The organism is Paraburkholderia sp. BL18I3N2 (genome assembly GCF_003001875.1).
Taxonomy (GTDB): domain Bacteria; phylum Pseudomonadota; class Gammaproteobacteria; order Burkholderiales; family Burkholderiaceae; genus Paraburkholderia; species Paraburkholderia phytofirmans.
Window position 1 is genome coordinate 1 of the sequence record NZ_PVNC01000014.1, and the last position, 17,404, is coordinate 17,404.

Annotated in this window: 18 protein-coding genes and 2 pseudogenes; 6 read left to right on the forward strand and 14 right to left on the reverse strand. The window is 61.3% G+C overall.

Annotated elements, in window-relative coordinates; genetic code table 11:
• Positions 1-533, forward strand: a 533-nt coding sequence (locus tag B0G75_RS28105) for an NAD-dependent epimerase/dehydratase family protein (protein WP_146142543.1), incomplete at its 5' end; no start/stop codon positions are given.
• Positions 534-582: 49 nt separating this feature from the next.
• Here B0G75_RS28105 and B0G75_RS41490 read toward each other — a convergent pair.
• From B0G75_RS41490 to B0G75_RS28120, 3 genes and pseudogenes are all read right to left on the reverse strand, one after another.
• Positions 583-690 (reverse strand): annotated as a pseudogene (locus B0G75_RS41490) (NADP-dependent oxidoreductase); the annotation flags it as partial.
• A 12-nt stretch (positions 691-702) separates the two neighbouring features.
• Positions 703-984, reverse strand: coding sequence for a DUF6723 family protein (locus tag B0G75_RS41495; protein ID WP_106313352.1), 282 nt, complete (start codon positions 982-984; stop codon positions 703-705).
• A 445-nt stretch (positions 985-1,429) separates the two neighbouring features.
• A complete protein-coding gene (locus B0G75_RS28120) occupies positions 1,430-1,675 on the reverse strand; it encodes a hypothetical protein (protein WP_106313472.1) in 246 nt (81 codons plus the stop codon).
• Positions 1,676-2,089: 414 nt separating this feature from the next.
• On the opposite strand from B0G75_RS28120, the gene B0G75_RS28130 reads away from it, so the two are divergent.
• Positions 2,090-2,620, forward strand: coding sequence for a CinA family protein (locus B0G75_RS28130; RefSeq protein ID WP_106313473.1), 531 nt, complete (start codon positions 2,090-2,092; stop codon positions 2,618-2,620).
• Between the two features lie 248 nt (positions 2,621-2,868).
• Here B0G75_RS28130 and B0G75_RS28135 read toward each other — a convergent pair whose 3' ends face one another.
• Positions 2,869-3,411 (reverse strand): DUF4142 domain-containing protein, encoded by a 543-nt coding sequence (locus tag B0G75_RS28135; protein ID WP_106313354.1) that lies wholly within the window; start codon positions 3,409-3,411, stop codon positions 2,869-2,871.
• 30 nt (positions 3,412-3,441) lie between these two features.
• Here B0G75_RS28135 and B0G75_RS40285 point away from each other — a divergent pair, with 30 nt between their 5' ends.
• Positions 3,442-3,639, forward strand: a complete 198-nt coding sequence (locus B0G75_RS40285; RefSeq protein ID WP_146142544.1) for a hypothetical protein — start codon at positions 3,442-3,444, stop codon at positions 3,637-3,639.
• 114 nt (positions 3,640-3,753) lie between these two features.
• On the opposite strand, the gene B0G75_RS28140 is transcribed toward B0G75_RS40285, so the two are convergent.
• From B0G75_RS28140 to guaB, 5 genes and pseudogenes are all read right to left on the reverse strand, one after another.
• Positions 3,754-4,323 (reverse strand): ferritin-like domain-containing protein, encoded by a 570-nt coding sequence (locus B0G75_RS28140; protein WP_146142545.1) that lies wholly within the window; start codon positions 4,321-4,323, stop codon positions 3,754-3,756.
• 75 nt (positions 4,324-4,398) lie between these two features.
• Positions 4,399-4,497, reverse strand: a pseudogene (locus B0G75_RS42060) (cbb3-type cytochrome c oxidase subunit I); the annotation flags it as partial.
• A gap of 461 nt (positions 4,498-4,958) precedes the next feature.
• Positions 4,959-6,542 carry a glutamine-hydrolyzing GMP synthase gene (gene guaA / locus B0G75_RS28150; RefSeq protein ID WP_106313356.1) on the reverse strand — a complete coding sequence of 528 codons (1,584 nt, stop codon included), beginning with the start codon at positions 6,540-6,542 and terminating at the stop codon, positions 4,959-4,961.
• 203 nt (positions 6,543-6,745) lie between these two features.
• On the reverse strand, positions 6,746-7,483 hold the full coding sequence (locus B0G75_RS28160; protein WP_106313358.1) for a hypothetical protein: 738 nt from the start codon (positions 7,481-7,483) through the stop codon (positions 6,746-6,748).
• Between the two features lie 6 nt (positions 7,484-7,489).
• A complete protein-coding gene (gene guaB / locus B0G75_RS28165; RefSeq protein WP_012433424.1) occupies positions 7,490-8,950 on the reverse strand; it encodes an IMP dehydrogenase in 1,461 nt (486 codons plus the stop codon).
• A 272-nt stretch (positions 8,951-9,222) separates the two neighbouring features.
• Here guaB and B0G75_RS28170 point away from each other — a divergent pair, with 272 nt between their 5' ends.
• Complete coding sequence (locus B0G75_RS28170) at positions 9,223-10,200, forward strand: DMT family transporter (RefSeq protein WP_106313359.1); 978 nt, start codon at positions 9,223-9,225, stop codon at positions 10,198-10,200.
• Positions 10,201-10,243: 43 nt separating this feature from the next.
• On the opposite strand, the gene B0G75_RS28175 is transcribed toward B0G75_RS28170, so the two are convergent.
• Together B0G75_RS28175 and B0G75_RS28180 are read right to left on the reverse strand one after the other, a co-directional pair.
• The gene (locus B0G75_RS28175) at positions 10,244-10,576 is read right to left on the reverse strand and encodes an RnfH family protein (RefSeq protein WP_106313360.1); all 333 of its coding nucleotides are present in this window, start codon (positions 10,574-10,576) and stop codon (positions 10,244-10,246) included.
• Complete coding sequence (locus B0G75_RS28180; protein WP_106313361.1) at positions 10,573-11,010, reverse strand: type II toxin-antitoxin system RatA family toxin; 438 nt, start codon at positions 11,008-11,010, stop codon at positions 10,573-10,575. The genes B0G75_RS28175 and B0G75_RS28180 overlap by 4 nt, the downstream gene beginning before the upstream one ends.
• Positions 11,011-11,110: 100 nt before the next feature.
• On the opposite strand from B0G75_RS28180, the gene smpB reads away from it, so the two are divergent.
• The gene (gene smpB / locus B0G75_RS28190) at positions 11,111-11,557 is read left to right on the forward strand and encodes an SsrA-binding protein SmpB (protein WP_012433428.1); all 447 of its coding nucleotides are present in this window, start codon (positions 11,111-11,113) and stop codon (positions 11,555-11,557) included.
• A gap of 385 nt (positions 11,558-11,942) precedes the next feature.
• Here the strand turns inward: smpB and B0G75_RS28195 are convergent, their stop codons facing one another.
• From B0G75_RS28195 to ppsA, 3 genes are all read right to left on the reverse strand, one after another.
• Positions 11,943-12,875, reverse strand: coding sequence for an SPFH domain-containing protein (locus B0G75_RS28195; RefSeq protein WP_106279656.1), 933 nt, complete (start codon positions 12,873-12,875; stop codon positions 11,943-11,945).
• A gap of 61 nt (positions 12,876-12,936) precedes the next feature.
• A complete protein-coding gene (locus tag B0G75_RS28200) occupies positions 12,937-13,392 on the reverse strand; it encodes an NfeD family protein (RefSeq protein ID WP_106313362.1) in 456 nt (151 codons plus the stop codon).
• 166 nt (positions 13,393-13,558) lie between these two features.
• Positions 13,559-15,964 carry a phosphoenolpyruvate synthase gene (gene ppsA, locus B0G75_RS28205; protein WP_106313363.1) on the reverse strand — a complete coding sequence of 802 codons (2,406 nt, stop codon included), beginning with the start codon at positions 15,962-15,964 and terminating at the stop codon, positions 13,559-13,561.
• 513 nt (positions 15,965-16,477) lie between these two features.
• Here ppsA and B0G75_RS28210 point away from each other — a divergent pair.
• Complete coding sequence (locus B0G75_RS28210) at positions 16,478-17,293, forward strand: pyruvate, water dikinase regulatory protein (protein ID WP_012433432.1); 816 nt, start codon at positions 16,478-16,480, stop codon at positions 17,291-17,293.
• Positions 17,294-17,404 lie beyond the last annotated feature (111 nt).

Below are 17,404 nucleotides of genomic sequence, written 5' to 3' on the forward strand. Positions count from 1 at the left end.
GTGCGGAGACGCTGTTCATGGACTACCGGCGACAGCATGGCCTGTCGGTCCGCATTGCGCGCATTTTCAACACGTACGGACCACGCATGCATCCGTCCGACGGCCGCGTGGTCTCCAATTTCATGATGCAAGCCTTGCGCGGCGAACCGATCACGCTATACGGCGATGGCTCGCAGACGCGCTCTTTCTGTTACGTGGACGACATGATCGACGCGTTTATCCGCTTGATGAACACGGAAGAGGATCTGGACGCCCCCGTGAATCTCGGTAACCCGCATGAAGTCAGCATGCGCGAGATCGCGCAGCGCATTGTGGCGATCACCGCTTCGAATTCGCCGCTCGAAATGCGGCCTCTTCCCGCCGACGACCCGTCGCATCGACAGCCCGATATCACGCGTGCCCGCGAGTTGCTTGGCTGGCAGCCGCGCACGTCGCTGGACGACGGACTCGCTGCGACCGCACGCTATTTCCGTGCGCGTATTGAAGCGGGCGCCGCGCGCTCGCCCGACACATTAGTAAGCGCCACGCCTTAGCGTCGGACCACTGAGCGCAAGAGCCGCATCGACGAGCGCAAGGTAGAGCGGCGCCGCGCGAACGCACGAAATCGATCCCGTCGCCCGACGCGGTGACGAACACTCCCGCGCCCATATGCTTTGCAAACTGCACGGCTAAATGTCCGACGCCGCCCGCGGTCACCCTATCCTACTCAGGACACACGAGGTCAAGTGCCACCATTTGCTCACCCTTCAATCGCGCGGCCTCGCGCGCTTCCGACGCTGTCTCGAATGGGCCTATGGTCGGCGCGCCGTCGAATGGAAACAGAACTTTGTTATCCGTGGTTCTAACTACCTTGAGGTCGCCGATAAACGCCCCACTGCCGGTACGCCGGTAGGTTGCGTAGATCCGATAATCTGCTTCGTGCACGCTTCCGGCGTTAGGTGACCGTCGTGCCGCTCTTGAGAAGACCATCTTTGGCCGGCTCATGTAAGCCCTCTCTTTTTCCTGATTTAATGCATTAGGTATTCCGCTCCCCCTCTACTGCATCTTCGCGATGTGGTGGACACAAGCGGACACATAAGAGAAGAAGCAAGCGGTGACGTCCACCGCTTAAAACCACACACGGCTTAGGAGGCCGGTTGTCACGACGGAACCCGCATATGCAGGGGAGCCGTTGAGGCAGTGACGGTCCACGGATTGAAGCCGGGAGGCACGCCCACACATGCTGTCCAGCTTAGCCAGGGAACTACTCGATACTGCGTGCTACACCTGTACGTAATAGCCCTTTAACGGACAGCAGCCGACCCACAGTGCTTCTCCACATTGTTGTCCGGAGAAGGATCGTCTTCCCACGGGTGATAGGCTCGCGTGCGAATGCGCGCTTCGAAATCTGTGTCCATGTTTGCGATTCCTTTTCGAGGTGCGTTAATACCTATTCGGGCAGGCGGCGGGCGGAAGGAGCCGGCGGCGGCTCCACGTCCGGATCGACATGGTCGTGTTCGGGAATGTACGGGCCTTGTTCCGGATGTTCCGGCTTCGGTGGCACCATCGTCTCATCCATACTGCCGTGAGGTTTCTGCTTTACCGATCCGTCGGATTCGACGGACACGTCACCACTCCCGGAAGACTGCCGACGTTGATCGGCACGCTCGACGGGATCCGATGGCTCCTTATTCATATTCATCTCCATACTGTGATGCATTGATCGTGATTCAAACAGGCGGCCCTGCGGTCAAGCGGGCGGTTTCAGCTCGACCTTGATCCAACGAGGCTGTCTTTCGTCGAATGCCTTGAAAGTTTCGATTGCGTTCGCCATCGATTCACGCTGCGTGAGATTTTTCGAGGGATCGATTTTGCCGGTACGTACCATTTCGACCAGTCGTGGGACGCACTTGCGGCGCTTGCAATTCCCCATACGTATCGCCAGTTCCGTCTGGTCTGCGAACGTTGTGTCGAACGTCGATGCGCATGCGCTGTGCCCGGCAGGCGCAGAATCAAAAACAGAATCAAAAGAACCGCTTTAGCTCCGCTTCGAAACGTGGCCCGCAGATTGCGCTAAACCGCGTGTGAAGACGAATGCTCCGGGGGCATGATGAAAATTCCAGAATCAGCGGTATGGTTCCTGTCGTCGCGTGGCCTCAAACTCGCCACTGCGGAATCGTGCACGGCAGGTCAAATTGCCTCGTATCTCGCAAGCGTGCCCAGGAGCGGCTCATGTCTGGATGTGGGGTTCATTAGCTATTCCCCATCGGGCAAGGTCGGATTCCTCGGTGTGAAAGCGACTACGATCCGTGACTACGGGCTGACCAGCGAGGAAGTTGCAAAAGAAATGGCAGAAGGTGCGCTTGGTCAGGAAGGTTGCTGCGCAAACGTCGCGGTATCGAACACAGGGGTGGCCGACGAGGTTCCTGAAGGCGATCCGCCTGCGGGCACGCAATGTTTTGCGTGGTCGTTCCGCACGCGCGACGAAGCTATCGTGACCTTTTCAGAAACCCGCCGCTTTAAAGGGGAGCGCAACGATGTTCGCTCAGCCGCCGCACTCTATGCATTGTCGCGCATCGAACATTACTTCAACCTGGTTCCGCTCGCGAGCCGAAGTCGGACTCCAGGGCGATCGTGTTGATAAGCAGCCATTTGCCGGAGGCATTCGCGCTTGTCGCTGGCGATAAGCGGGACTTACTCCGTAATGCACTCTAACCTTTATCCGGAACACCGCCGCCACTTTTCCATTAGTGACGCTCGGCATGGACGCATTGCTGATCTTGATCGGATCGCGCTGTTTGCGCGGCAGCGCGCGATCGATCCGATACACACATCGTGGGGCGCGCGTTGCTCGCGCCCCTCCGGATGGCTCACTGCAGAAGCGTGCAATTACTCGGTTACGCCTTTCTTCGCGGCGAGGTCCTGCGCCATTTTGTAATGCTCCTTGACGGTCGGAAATGCTTTTTGAGCAGCTGCCTTGAGGTCCGCGTTCTGCCCTTGTTCAGCTTCCTTCTCGAACGCCGCAATCGCCGCCTTGTGCCCCTCGAGACCTATCTTCTGGATGTACGCCTGATCGAAAGCTTTGCCTTTCAGGGGCTTTAGCGAGTCCAGCACGGCGGTATCGGAATTGTCCTTGGGAACTTCAACACCATGCGGCGCCGCCATCTTCAACTGAACAGTCAGTTTGGCATGGTCCATCATCATGTGATGAGCAAACGATTTCACGTCTTTATCGCTCGAGGCGCTGGTCGCAAGCTTTGCGGCATCGATCTCCGTTGATGAAGACATTGTCGCGGCCTGCACAAAATCCTTGTCCGCCTGCGGCAGCTGATTCGCGGCGGTGGTCGATGCGGCCTGTGTCTGGGCGAATGCGGCAGGACCGGCGAGACAGAGAAGACTGGATGCGAGTGTGACAACAAAAGCTTTTTTCATGGAATCCTCTTGATGTGGCCGGGATAACGGATGACTCGATATCGTCGCAGCAAGCGTCATACCCTGAACAAGGGCGCCTGGATCACTGGAATCTTTGCAACGGATTTCGGCAAGAATACACGTCTGCGCCTGTTGTTCATCTGGCAGATGCAAAGCCGGGTTCCCTCTGCACGTCCACAAGTCTTGCAACTTGTACGCGTGCTTTTTAAAGCTTCTGCCGAGCGATAATGAGCGCCGCCTTGAGGCAGCCGCGGGTCGCTCTGCGGCAAATGCCATCAACACGTTGCCGACAGACCGCGGAGCACGGGCGCGCTCCGCAGTCCGAAGTTGCTCTACGCTCGCTCAAGCCTGTTCAGCCTTCGCGTGGCCAGCCTTCGATTTACTGCCGCTCTTCTGAGTATTTTCATCTTCGCCATCCTGCTGTGAGGCCTTCGCGTTACCCGCCCTTTCGGCGAACTCACTCAACTTGACATCAGTTGCCTTTTCTTCCTTGAGCGTCGCCTCGAGCAATTTCACGCCCTCGGCGAAACCGAGTTGCTTACCGATAGCGCAAAGACTGCCATATGCAGCGATTTCGTAGTGCTCGACCTTCTGCGCCGCGGCCACGAGCCCAGCGTCGAGGACCGGCCCTTTTTCGATTTCGTCGATCAGTTCCTGACCTTCTTCGATCAGTCCTTCCATTGCCACACACTTCATTCGCTTCAATCGGATGTTGCACGTTTCGACAACCTGATCGATCCGTTCAACCTGCCCTTGTGTTTCTTCAAGGTGAAGCTTGAATGCTTCGCTCAGCTGCGGATCGGAAGCGGCGCGTGACAGCTTCGCCAGAGCCTTGGTCAACTGCTTTTCCGCGCTATAGATATCGGAAAGCATGTGGATAAACAGATCGTCGATGGTCTTGCGCTGTGCCATGATGGACTCCTCAAACGGTGAGTGGAGTCTGCAGTCGCGCAACGGGTGTGCCCGCTGGCCGCAAGGTAAGTCCCTACGCGATGGCATGCCGTGCAGGCCGAGCAGATGCATCGGGAAAAACGTCACGTTGAAGCCGATGAAGAACAGCCAGAATTGCCAGCGCGCGAGCCGCTCCCGGGAGGCTAATAGCCATTTCGAATCCAGGTTCGTCTGGCTTGCGCGGCTTTCCTGCGGAAAGTGACGGATGGTACCGGCCGATAACCAGGGTCTCCCGGCGACCGTTCACCCGCTAGTCGTACCGGAAGCTCACCGCGCCTGACGGCGTCACTGCCGCATAGAGCCCTCGCTGATCGGCAACTTTGTAGATTTTCTTGGCCGGTTTCAGCGCTCGCAACTGCATGTCTGTGAGCATAGGGACTTCTCGAACGCATACCGTCAACCGATACCGTCAGACTGATTTGACGGTATCGGACACGGCCATCCGGGGGGAAATCTCCCTACCGTCAGCGATACCGACATTTCCTTAAGGTACTGCCCGGATCACTGCGGATGGCACCGGACAATAACCTCATGTTTTTTTAAACGGAAAAACATGGAAAACCGGACCTCCCGGAACGACTTGGGAGCAGTCTGAATTACTCCCACTCGATCGTCGCCGGCGGCTTCCCCGAGATGTCGTACACCACCCGGTTAATCCCGCGCACTTCATTGATGATCCGGTTCGACACATGCCCCAGCAGTTCATGCGGCAGATGCGCCCAATGCGCGGTCATGAAGTCCAACGTCTGCACGGCACGCAGCGCAACGACGTACTCGTAAGTCCGCCCGTCGCCCATCACCCCGACGCTCTTCACCGGCAGAAACACCGCGAACGCCTGGCTCGTCAGGTCGTACCAGGACTTGCCGGTTTCCTTATCGATGAAAGTGCGCAGCGTCTCGATGAAAATCGCGTCCGCGCGGCGCAGCAGGTCCGCGAAATCGCGCTTCACTTCGCCGAGAATCCGCACGCCCAGACCCGGGCCCGGGAACGGGTGGCGGTACACCATGGCCGGCGGCAAGCCGAGCTTGACGCCGAGTTCGCGCACTTCGTCCTTGAACAGTTCGCGCAGCGGTTCGAGCAACTTTAGATTCAGTGTCTCAGGCAGGCCGCCCACGTTGTGGTGGCTCTTGATAGTCTGCGCGCCCTTCTTGCCCTTGCCGGCCGATTCGATCACGTCCGGATAGATCGTGCCCTGAGCCAGCCACTTTGCATCGGTCAGCCGTCCGGCTTCAGCCTGGAAGACTTCAACGAATTCCGCGCCGATGATTTTGCGCTTCGCTTCCGGATCGGTCACACCGGCCAGCTTGCGCAGGAACACGTCGCTCGCGTCCACATGAATCACCTTCACGCCCAGGTGATCGGCGAAGGTCGCCATGACCTGCTCGGCTTCATTCAAACGCAACAGACCGTGATCGACGAACACGCAGGTCAACTGATCGCCGATCGCGCGATGCAACAGCGCCGCGGCCACCGACGAATCCACGCCGCCCGACAGCCCCAGAATCACGTGCTCGTTACCGACCTGCTCGCGAATTTTCGCGACGGCTTCGTCGATATAGTTGCCCATTTCCCAGTCGGCCCGCGCGCCGCAAATCTGCAGCACGAAGCGTTCGAGCATGGCGCGGCCCTGCACCGTGTGCGTGACTTCCGGGTGCCATTGCAGGCCGTAAAAACGCCGCTTTTCGTCGGCCATGGCCGCAATCGGACACGATTCCGTCGACGCCATCAGCGCGAAGCCCGGCGGCATTTCCAGCACCTTGTCGCCATGGCTCATCCACACCTTCAGCATGCCGTGACCTTCCGGCGTGGTGAAGTCGCTAATGCCTTCGAGCAGGCTCGTGTGATTGCGCGCGCGCACTTCGGCATAACCGAACTCACGCAGATGGCCGATATCGACCTTGCCGCCGAGCTGCTCGGCCATGGCCTGCATGCCGTAGCAAATACCGAGCACCGGCACGCCGAGTTCGAACACGGCTTGCGGCACGCGCGGCGTATCGGTTTCGGTGACCGAGCTCGGGCCGCCGGAGAGGATCACGCCCTTCGGCGCGAAGTCGCGAATGAACGACGCATCGACGTCGTACGGATGAATTTCCGAATACACGTTGGCTTCGCGAACGCGACGTGCAATCAGTTGGGTGACTTGCGAACCGAAGTCGAGGATCAGGATCTTGTCATGCATGGCAGCGGACGGAGTCAAAAGTGAGCGGATACGGAATGCCGCGCGCGATGCGCGGCGTTGAATTCAAAGCGGTCCACGTGGGGACGATCGAGCATGAAACGTAACGATGCAGCGGGTTGGCGCGGGCCGCGCCGCAGGCGTTTGCCCACGGCGCACGCAAACGGAATCCGGGTGCTTCAGCGGACGGTGTGGCGCGCGGCGCATCAACCATGAAACGGCGGCCGGGGCGCGCCGGGCGCGTCGGCCGCGCCGTTGCGGGCTTCATCCCGCGCGGCGGCGGCTTCTGCCCGCGCTGCGCGTTCGGACGGCGTCAGACTGGCTTCGTCGACCACCGGATGAAGCGGCGCCCCTGCCACAGGACTCACGGAACTGACAGGTCGCGTAACCGGCACGACGGGCTCGACGACCGGCTCAGCGTGATAAACAGGAAAACCCGCTGTGACACGGCCTGGCTCGCGCCGGTTGGCCGCGTCTTTCGCGGCGTCTTTGGCAGCCTGCTTTTCGGCGCGCTCGGCAGCGGCGGCTTCAGCGAGCCGCCCTCTTTCACGACGCCGCACGGCTCCCGCCAAACGCACGCCGCCCAGACCGATTACCAGCAGCACCACGCCCGTCAGCACCGCGACGATCTGCCCGAACCCGGTCAGCGCCGGCGTATGCAGACCGAGCAGCCAGATCAGCATCAGCACGCCGGTCAGCCAGTTCACGTGGCCGACCACCTTGGCGACGGTGGTGGTAAGCGCGCCGTCGATCGACGCGTGGAAGGCCAGCCATGCCAGCCCGATCAGCGCCACGCCAAACCCCTGGCCGACCAGAGCCGGCTGGGTTTGCACCAGAAGCAGCGCGTTGTACAACGAAGTCCACGGCGTCAGCAGAAACAGCAGGCCGAACGCAAGCAACAGCAAGGCATCGAGGATGAGTACAGCGCGCAGCAATGGCTTCATTGGCGTTTAGTCCACGTGGTAGTTGGGCGCTTCCTTGGTGATTTGCACGTCGTGCACGTGCGACTCGCGCAAGCCCGCGCCCGTGATCTGCACGAACTCGGCCTTGTCGTTCATCTCGGCGATGGTGCGGCAGCCGCAATACCCCATGCTGGCGCGCACGCCGCCGATCAGCTGGAACAGGATCGCATTGACCGAGCCCTTGTAGGCGACGCGGCCTTCGATACCTTCCGGCACCAGCTTGTCGATGTTCGCGGAGTTGTCCTGGAAGTAGCGGTCCGCCGCGCCGTCCTTCATCGCGCCGACCGAGCCCATGCCACGGTAAGACTTGTACTGGCGGCCCTGATACAGGAACACGTCGCCCGGCGCTTCTTCGGTGCCGGCGAACATGCTGCCCATCATCACGGCATTGGCGCCCGCTGCCAGCGCCTTGCTGACGTCGCCCGAGAAGCGCACGCCGCCGTCGGCGATGACCGGCACGCCCGTGCCCTTCAGCGCTTCGGACACGTTGGAGATCGCGGTGACTTGCGGCACGCCCACGCCGGCGACGATCCGCGTCGTGCAGATCGAGCCCGGGCCGATACCGACCTTCACGCCGTCCGCGCCGTATTCGACGAGCGCCTTGGCGGCCGCCGCGGTGGCGATGTTGCCGCCGATCACCTCGACGTGCGGGAAGTTCTGCTTGACCCACTTGACGCGTTCGAGCACGCCCTGGCTGTGGCCGTGCGCGGTATCCACGACGATCACGTCGACGCCCGCCTGCACCAGCAGTTCGACGCGCTCTTCATTGTCCGCGCCCACACCGACCGCCGCGCCCGCGCGCAGCTTGCCGTGTTCGTCTTTACAGGCGTCCGGGTGTTCGGTCTGCTTGGTAATGTCCTTGACGGTCATCAAGCCGCGCAGTTCGAATGCGTCGTTGATGACCAGCACGCGTTCAAGCCGGTGGCTGTGCATCAGCGCCTTGGCTTCGGCGAGCGGCGTGCCTTCCTTGACGGTGACGAGACGCTCGCGCGGCGTCATGATGTTGCGCACCGGCTCGTCCAGACGCTCTTCGAAGCGCAGGTCGCGGTTCGTGACGATACCGATCAGTTGGGCGCCTTCGACGACCGGGAAGCCCGAAATGCCATGCTGCTGCGACAGTGCGATCACGTCGCGCACTTTCATTTGCGGTGGCACCGTGATCGGATCACGCACGACGCCCGACTCGAAGCGCTTGACCTTGGCCACTTCACGCGCCTGTTCGGCCGCGGTGAGATTCTTGTGGATGATGCCCACGCCACCCATTTGCGCCATCGCGATGGCGAGGCGTGCTTCGGTGACCGTGTCCATGGCGGCGGACACGAGCGGCATATTCAGGGAAATGTTGCGGGTCAGCCGGGTCTTGAGGCTGGTGTCGCGCGGCAGAACATCGGAGAAAGCCGGGACGAGGAGCACGTCATCGAACGTGAGTGCTGTTTGGATCAGACGCATGGCAAATCCTATAGGCGCAAAAGCGAATTATACGCGATACCTCCCTGGTTTTCACTGCACTAACAGCAGCTTAGCGAATTTCGGGCGGTTTTTTTCGTGGCATCGGGCCCCTGGATTTCGCTTGGCTGTTCGCCTCGGGTTCGATCGGGTTTCGTTTGCGCGTTCGGGCGCAACCGGGCGCCGGCGGACTCGAATTGCAGAATCGAACAAGACGCCCGGCCCGCCAACCGGCTATTCTGCCGACCATTCCAGGTTTTTTGCAGGGGCAGTCGATGCAGCGCGGTGTGGCATATGGAGTAATGGCCGGGGCCTTATGGGGCATGGTTTTTCTGGTGCCGCGCGTGCTGCCGGACTTTTCGCCGCTGCTTCTGAGCGCGGGCCGCTACACGATGTACGGTATCGTCTCGCTGGCCGCCGCGCTGCCCATGGCGCGCTCGCTCGTCAAACGGCTGACCCGCGAGGATCTCGGCGCGCTGGTGAAGCTGGCTTTGGCCGGCAACCTCCTCTACTACCTGCTGCTGACGGCCGCCGTGCACCTGATCGGCATCGCGCCGGCGTCGCTGATCGTCGGCGTGCTGCCCGTCACGGTGACGCTGCTGGGCCGGCGCGATCACGGCGCGGTGCCGCTCGCCCGCCTCGCCTGGCCGCTCGCGATGGTGATGGCGGGCATCGCCTGTATCAACATCGATGTCTTTACAGTGGCGGGCAGTACGCCGGTCAGCGTCGTCACCAAGCTGGTCGGGCTCGCCTGCGCGGTGGGCGCCTTGGGATGCTGGACGTGGTTCGCGGTCGAAAACGCCCGCTATCTGCAGCGCCAGACGCATTTCAGCGGCAATGAGTGGTCAGTCTTGTGGGGCGTGGTGACGGGCGCGCTCGGCGCTGCGCTGTGGCTCGTGATCGCCGTGCTGCCGGCGGGCGGCCCGCAAGGCGAACTGGCCGACGGGCGCTGGCACACCTTCTGGATGCTTAATCTGGGGCTCGCGATCGGTGCATCGTGGCTCGGCAACGGGCTGTGGAATGCCGCATCGAAACGGCTGCCGCTGACGCTCTCCGGCCAGATGATCGTGTTCGAAACGCTTTTCGCGCTGCTTTACGCGTTCATTTACGACCAGCGACTGCCGCGCCCGCTCGAGCTGGCGGCGATTCTGCTGCTGGTGGCCGGCGTGTGCTGGTCGGTGCGCCAGCATGCGGACGACGATACGTCTGCGGCCGCACGGATCAAGGACAAGCCGCAGGTGTCGGCGCCTTGAGGCGCAGGGCGCCCGCACCGTTTTCTGCCCGCGCAAAATCCGCTTAGCGCGAATCCTTATTCTGCCAGCGACGCCCTTCGATCGAGCCCGCCTTGCGGGTCTTCTCGACGCGCCGCTGACGCGACACCTTGGGATCGACCAGCAGCGGCCGGTAAATCTCGACCCGGTCATGGTCGGCCAGCACCGCGTCGAGCGGCTTCAGCTTGCCGAATACGCCCACTTTCTGCGTGGCCAGATCGATCTGCGGAAACCGCCGCAAGATGCCGCTGGCGTCCAGCGCCTGCTGCAACGTGGCGCCTGCGGGCAATTCCAGCGCGATCAGCGCCTGCTCGCCGGCCGACGCATAACAGACTTCGATCGACAGGCGCGCGCTCATGCCTTACCGTAGCGCTGGTCGGCGCGCTTCACGAACGATTCGACGAAGGTATTGGCAATGTGGTTGAACACCGGGCCAATGAGCTTTTCGAGAATGATGTTGGTGAATTCGTAGTGCAGCGCGAATTCGATCTTGCAGGCATCGGCGCGCAATGGCGTAAAACGCCAGAAGCCCGTGAACTTGCGAAACGGGCCGTCCGCGAACTCCATATCGATGCGCGTGGGCCGCTCCATGCTGTTATGCGTGGCGAAGTGCTGCTTGATGCCCTTGAAGTTGATATCGATCTTCGCCTCCATGCCGGTTTCGTCCTGGCGGCGGATTTCGACTCCCCCGCACCACGGCAGGAAGTTGGGGTAATCGGCGACGTCGGTAACGAGGTCGAACATCTGTTCCGCCGAATGGCGGATCAACACGGTTTTCTGGACATCTGCCATAAATTGAACAGCGCGTGGCAAGGGTGGACGAGCGCAGCGGGCTTTCCTTGCCCCGCTTTGCTAAAATCGTGATTTTAAACGAGTTGGGCACTTTCCATTCATGAGCATTATCGACAACAGAAAAGCCTTCTACGACTACTCGGTCGAAGAACGCTATGAAGCAGGGCTCGTGCTCGAAGGATGGGAGGTCAAGGCGCTGCGCGCCGGGCGCGGCCAGATCAAGGAAGGGTACGTCGTTATCAAGAATAACGAACTGTTCCTGATCGGCACGCACATCAGCCCGCTGCCCGAAGCCTCGACCCATATCAATCCCGATCCGGTGCGCACGCGCAAGCTGCTGTTGCACAGCGAAGAGATCAGCAAACTGATCGGCAAGGTCGAGCAGCGCGGCTACACGCTCGTGCCGCTGAATTTTCACTACAAGGGCGGCCGCGTCAAATGCGAGATTGGTCTCGCCAAGGGTAAGAAGCAGCACGACAAGCGCGAGACCGAGAAGAAGCGCGACTGGGAACGTGAAAAGGCGCGGTTGATGCGCTCGCCGACTTGATGGGCGGCCTGGTTTGATCGACGGTTGATGGCGGGCGGTGTGCTGTTATGCCGCGTCTCGTCTGCCAATCATTCGCTGCGATCGGCTCGCGTGTGGCAAGGACGCGCGCTTCACAAGCGCTGAAAGGTAAATGGCCCGCATAGTCCGCGGGCCATTTTCTTTTTGCAAGCCGGCAAAAGCGGCGGGCAAGCATCGTGGCGGGCTGTCCGCCTGCGGAGAACCTGACTATATGCCTTGCCGCGACGACCGCCTCGTGCCGATCGTGCCAACGCTTTCGTTCGGTGCTTTCGGTGCTTTCGATACGGTCAACGCACTCACGCGCTCACCGCAAACGGCACGGTCAGTACGCTGCGCGCGGCCCGTCCATTTCGCGCAGCCGGCCCGTTCAACGCACCTCAGTCACGCCCTTCCCCTTATTCACAATCGTCAGCGCCGACGCGATCATCGAACTCATGTCCGCGAGATTGCCCGGCACGATCAACGTGGTGCCCTGCTTCGCCAGATTGCCGAACGCGTTCACGTATTGTTCGGCCACCTTGAGGTTCACCGCTTCCATCCCGCCGTTCGATTGAATCGCCGCCGCGATCTTCTGAATCGCCTGCGAGTTGGCCTCGGCCACGGCCAGAATCGCCGACGCCTGGCCTTGCGCCTGATTGATCGCCGCCTGCCGCTCGCCTTCGGACTTCTGGATCGCCGCCTCACGGCCGCCGGACGCGATGTTGATCTGCTCCTGCTTGCGCCCTTCCGAAGCGGCGATCAGCGCGCGCTTCTCGCGCTCGGCGGTGATCTGCGCCTGCATCGCGTGGAGAATTTCCTTGGGCGGCGTCAGGTCCTTGATCTCGTAGCGCAGCACCTTCACACCCCAGTTCGTCGCGGCTTGATCGAGCGACGACACGATGCTGTGGTTGATGAAGTCGCGTTCTTCAAAGGTCTTGTCGAGCTCGAGCTTGCCGATCACCGAGCGCAGCGTGGTTTGCGACAACTGCGTGATCGCGAACACGAAGTTGCTCGACCCGTACGACGCCTTCATGGGATCGGTGACCTGAAAGTACAGCACGCCGTCCACCTGCAACTGCGTGTTGTCGCGCGTGATACAGACCTGACTCGGCACTTCGAGCGGAATTTCCTTGAGGATGTGCTTATAGGCAATCCGGTCGACGAACGGAAACGCGAAGCTCAAACCGGGTGTCAACGTGCGGTGATAGCGGCCGAGCCGCTCCAGAACCCACGCATGCTGCTGCGGCACGATCTTGATGGTCTGCGCCGCCAGTACGATCACGATGATCAGAAGCACCGCCCCGACGATGGTCGAATCCATTACTGCCCTCCGGTCCGTAGTTCGAATAGTTGTGTGTGACGCACGTGTGCCGCGTTGGTGCTCAGGCCGTGGTGGCCCGGGTGTTTGAACGACGCGCCGCCACCACGACGAGGCAACTGCCACGCAACTCCGTAATTTCGTAGAGCTGTGCGTCTTCCGGCTCGCCCGCGGCCAGTTCGACGTCCCATGCCGCACCGCGATAATCCGCGCGTGCTCGTCGCTCGTGCCACGCCGGCACGGCAAGCGTTTGACCGATATCGAGATTGACGTCCGGGTTGCGCGACGCCTCCTTGCGCGTTCTGCGGCCGAACCGCGAACGCCTGAGCAGCAGCACCGCCGCGAGCGCCACCACGGCCGCGACCGCGAATTGCAAGTCGGCTGGGGCGCCCGCGAGATGCGCGAGCGCGGCCGCTACGCAGCCCAACGCGATCATCAGCAGATAGAACGTGCCGCTGAGCAACTCCAGCACGACCAGCACACCCGCCCCGATCCACCAGAACAATCCACCTGGCGCCACGTCGACCTCCACAAAGCAAAACACCCCGGATCTACCGGGGTGTTTATAGCACGAAGCAAGCGCGTTTAACGGGCGACACGGCAAGGTTTCACGCGCATTCGACGCGCGCTTGACCTACCGCATCGCACGTTATGCATGCCGCTTAGGAAGCGGCATGCCATTCGCCTTACTGCTTCGCCGACTTCGCCAGTTGCTGCCACGTCTCGACGATCGTGTCAGGGTTCAGCGAGATCGACTTGATGCCTTCATCGGTCAGCCATTGCGCGAAGTCCGGATGATCCGACGGGCCCTGGCCGCAAATACCGACGTACTTGTCCAGTCGCAGACACGTGTCGATCGCGCGCTTCAACAGGAACTTGATCGCCGGATCGCGTTCGTCGAAATCCACCGCCAGCAGTTCCATGCCGGAGTCGCGGTCGAGGCCGAGCGTGAGCTGCGTCAGATCGTTCGAGCCGATGGAGAAACCGTCGAAGAATTGCAGGAACTCTTCAGCGAGAATCGCGTTCGACGGCACTTCGCACATCATGATCAGACGCAGGCCATTCTCGCCGCGCTTCAGGCCGTACTTGGCCAGCAGCCCGACCACGCGTTCCGCCTGCTTCAGCGTACGCACGAACGGCACCATGATCTCGACGTTGTCGAGGCCCATCTCTTCGCGCACCTTCTTCAGCGCGATGCATTCCATCTGGAACGCTTCGGCGAAATCGTCGGCGATGTAGCGCGACGCGCCACGGAAACCCAGCATCGGGTTTTCTTCGTCCGGCTCGTAGCGCGAACCGCCGATCAGCTTCTTGTACTCGTTCGACTTGAAGTCCGACAGACGCACGATCACGGGCTTCGGATAGAACGCCGCCGCGATCGTAGCGATACCTTCGGTCAGCTTGTCGACGTAGAACGCGCGCGGCGAGGCGTGCCCGCGAGCAACGCTTTCCACGGCCTTCTTCAGGTCCTGATCGATGTTCGGGTACTCGAGAATCGCCTTCGGGTGAACGCCGATGTTGTTGTTGATGATGAATTCGAGCCGCGCGAGACCCACGCCTGCGTTCGGCAGTTGCGAGAAGTCGAAGGCCAGTTGCGGATTGCCCACGTTCATCATGATCTTCACCGGAATCGGCGGCAGTTCGCCGCGCTGCACTTCGGTGATTTCGGTTTCGAGCAGGCCGTCGTAGATCCTGCCTTCGTCGCCTTCCGCGCACGATACCGTGACCAGCGCGCCTTCCTTCAGCACGTCGGTCGCGTCGCCGCAGCCGACCACCGCCGGCACGCCCAGCTCACGCGCGATGATCGCCGCGTGGCAGGTACGGCCGCCGCGATTCGTGACGATTGCCGACGCGCGCTTCATGACCGGTTCCCAGTTCGGGTCGGTCATGTCGGCGACCAGTACGTCGCCCGGCTGCACACGGTCCATTTCCGACGGATCGTGAATCACGCGCACCGGACCCGCGCCGATCTTCTGACCGATCGCGCGGCCGGTGGCCAGCACGTTCGATTGGCCCTTCAGCTTGAAACGCTGTTCGGCCTTGCCCGCAGCCTGGCTCTTCACCGTTTCCGGACGCGCCTGCAGAATGAAGATCTTGCCGTCGCGGCCGTCCTTGCCCCACTCGATGTCCATCGGACGCTCGTAGTGCTTTTCGATGATGACGGCGTATTTGGCCAGTTCGACCACGTCTTCGTCCGTGATCGAGAAGCGGTTGCGCTGCTCGTGCGCCACGTCGACGGTCTTCACGCGGCCTTCTTCGCCCGCCTTGGTGAATTCCATCTTGATCAGCTTCGAGCCGATCGAGCGGCGGATGATCGGGTACTTGCCCTGCGCGAGCGTGGTCTTGTAGACGTAGAACTCGTCCGGATTCACCGCGCCTTGCACCACGGTTTCGCCGAGACCATAGCTCGAGGTGATGAAGACAGCGTCCTTGAAGCCCGACTCGGTGTCCAGCGTGAACATCACGCCGGCCGCGCCGACGTCCGAGCGCACCATGCGCTGCACACCCGCCGACAACGCGACTTCAGCGTGCGTGAAGCCCTTGTGGACGCGATAGGAGATAGCGCGGTCGTTGTACAGCGACGCGAACACGTGCTTCATGCGATCGAGCACGTCTTCCACGCCGACCACGTTGAGGTAGCTTTCCTGCTGACCCGCGAACGATGCGTCCGGCAAGTCTTCCGCCGTTGCCGACGAACGCACGGCGAACGACAGCTCTTCAGGCGAGCTGTTTTGCAGGGTGTCGAAGCCCGCGCGAATATCCGCCTCGAGCTGCGGCTGGAACGGCGCGTCGACGATCCATTGACGGATCTCCTTGCCCGCTTCGGCGAGCGACTTCACGTCGTCGACGTCGAGCGTTTCGAGACGTTTGGCGATGCGTTCGGTCAGGTTGTTGTGATGCAGGAAGTCGCGGAAAGCCAGCGCCGTGGTGGCGAAACCGGTCGGCACGCGCACGCCGGCTTCGGCGAGCTGACTGATCATCTCGCCAAGCGACGCGTTCTTGCCACCGACGATTTCCACGTCGGTCATCCGCAACTGCTCAAACGGAACTACATACGCCTTATCCTTTGCGACGGTAACTGCGTTAGTCATACAAGCCCCTAAGTGTGAAAGAAATTCACGGCTGTGCAAGTGGGCTCGAACGCGAGACGCCCATTGGGAGCGTGACCTCGCGTCTTGCACAACCTGTTGGAGAAGCAATCGCTCCAAGCGCGACGAAGAAGGCCGATGGACGAATTTACCGATCGATCCCCCACGTTCCCGGCAACTTAACGACTAAAATACCGGCAAAAAGCGAGGCGTTGAACGACCGTTCGCGGTGAGTTAGACGCCAATCGCCTGCAATTGCTTATCCAACAGGTTGCCGCTATTCTACCGTGCCGACTTTGAAAATGTGACAGTCGGACGAGAATTGCGCCTCGAATCGCGCCCCGGACCGGCCAGCGGGCTTTTGCGAGGCCCCGCCGCCATCCGGGCGCAGTTGCGGTGCCCACGGCGCGCTGGTCGGACGCCGCTGCAGTTTCCGGTCAGCCACCGGGCAGCGTCGTCCAAACAGCGATGTTTCATTCGAGCGCTTTTGTTCGCTCACGTTCCCCAGCCCCACTGATGCCGCCCACCGTATTCATCGTCTCCGACGGTACCGGGATCACTGCCGAAACTTTCGCGCATTCGATCCTCTCCCAGTTCGACCAGAAGTTCCGCCTGGTTCGCGTGCCCTTTGTCGACTCGACCGAGAAGGCGTACGCCACGCTCGAAAAGATCAACGAAGCGATCGTGCAGGACGGCCGCCGTCCGATCGTCTTCACCACGCTGGTGGACAGCGCGTCGAATCAGATCGTCAAAGGCTCGAATGCGCTCGTGCTGGACATGTTTCAGACCTTCGTCGAGCCGCTCGAGCAGGAACTGGAACTGAAGTCTAGCCACGCGATGGGCCGCGGCCACCAGAACGCCGACACCGAGGAGTACAAGAACCGGATCGAGGCGATCAACTTCTCGCTCGCTCACGACGACGGCCAATCGAACCGCAACCTGGCCGACGCCGACGTGATTCTGGTCGGCGTGTCGCGCAGCGGCAAGACGCCGACGAGCCTCTACCTGGCTATGCAATACGGGGTGAAAGCGGCCAACTATCCGCTGATTCCGGAAGATTTCGAACGCGGCAAATTGCCCACGCCGTTGCTGGCGCATCGGCAGAAGATGTTCGGTTTGTCGATCGATCCGCAGCGGCTTTCGGAGATTCGCAACGAGCGCCGGCCCGGCAGCAAGTACGCCGCGCCGGAGAATTGCCGTTATGAGATCAACGAAGCCGAAGCGATGATGCGGCGTGAAGGGATCAAGTGGTTGTCGTCGACGCACAAGTCGATCGAAGAGATCGCGACGACGATCCTGCAGGAAATCAAGCTGGATAGGCCTTCTTATTGAGCCTGTGCGCATGGCTCGCGCAAGCCCGGCTGCCTTGGACACGGGCACGCGCGAGGACATGCGTGTGGTCGAGTCGCGGCCTAAGCGAGATCTGAGCCCCGCGGTCTGAAA

Bases quoted from the DNA above. Each gene is read 5' to 3' on its own strand.
- B0G75_RS41495 (WP_106313352.1), bottom strand. From the start codon at position 984: ATGAGCCGGCCAAAGATGGTCTTCTCAAGAGCGGCACGACGGTCACCT.
- B0G75_RS28120 (WP_106313472.1), bottom strand. From the start codon at position 1,675: ATGAATAAGGAGCCATCGGATCCCGTCGAGCGTGCCGATCAACGTCGG.
- B0G75_RS28130 (WP_106313473.1), top strand. From the start codon at position 2,090: ATGAAAATTCCAGAATCAGCGGTATGGTTCCTGTCGTCGCGTGGCCTC.
- B0G75_RS28135 (WP_106313354.1), bottom strand. From the start codon at position 3,411: ATGAAAAAAGCTTTTGTTGTCACACTCGCATCCAGTCTTCTCTGTCTC.
- B0G75_RS40285 (WP_146142544.1), top strand. From the start codon at position 3,442: ATGACTCGATATCGTCGCAGCAAGCGTCATACCCTGAACAAGGGCGCC.
- B0G75_RS28140 (WP_146142545.1), bottom strand. From the start codon at position 4,323: ATGGCACAGCGCAAGACCATCGACGATCTGTTTATCCACATGCTTTCC.
- guaA (WP_106313356.1), bottom strand. From the start codon at position 6,542: ATGCATGACAAGATCCTGATCCTCGACTTCGGTTCGCAAGTCACCCAA.
- B0G75_RS28160 (WP_106313358.1), bottom strand. From the start codon at position 7,483: ATGAAGCCATTGCTGCGCGCTGTACTCATCCTCGATGCCTTGCTGTTG.
- guaB (WP_012433424.1), bottom strand. From the start codon at position 8,950: ATGCGTCTGATCCAAACAGCACTCACGTTCGATGACGTGCTCCTCGTC.
- B0G75_RS28170 (WP_106313359.1), top strand. From the start codon at position 9,223: ATGCAGCGCGGTGTGGCATATGGAGTAATGGCCGGGGCCTTATGGGGC.
- B0G75_RS28175 (WP_106313360.1), bottom strand. From the start codon at position 10,576: ATGAGCGCGCGCCTGTCGATCGAAGTCTGTTATGCGTCGGCCGGCGAG.
- B0G75_RS28180 (WP_106313361.1), bottom strand. From the start codon at position 11,010: ATGGCAGATGTCCAGAAAACCGTGTTGATCCGCCATTCGGCGGAACAG.
- smpB (WP_012433428.1), top strand. From the start codon at position 11,111: ATGAGCATTATCGACAACAGAAAAGCCTTCTACGACTACTCGGTCGAA.
- B0G75_RS28195 (WP_106279656.1), bottom strand. From the start codon at position 12,875: ATGGATTCGACCATCGTCGGGGCGGTGCTTCTGATCATCGTGATCGTA.
- ppsA (WP_106313363.1), bottom strand. From the start codon at position 15,964: ATGACTAACGCAGTTACCGTCGCAAAGGATAAGGCGTATGTAGTTCCG.
- B0G75_RS28210 (WP_012433432.1), top strand. From the start codon at position 16,478: ATGCCGCCCACCGTATTCATCGTCTCCGACGGTACCGGGATCACTGCC.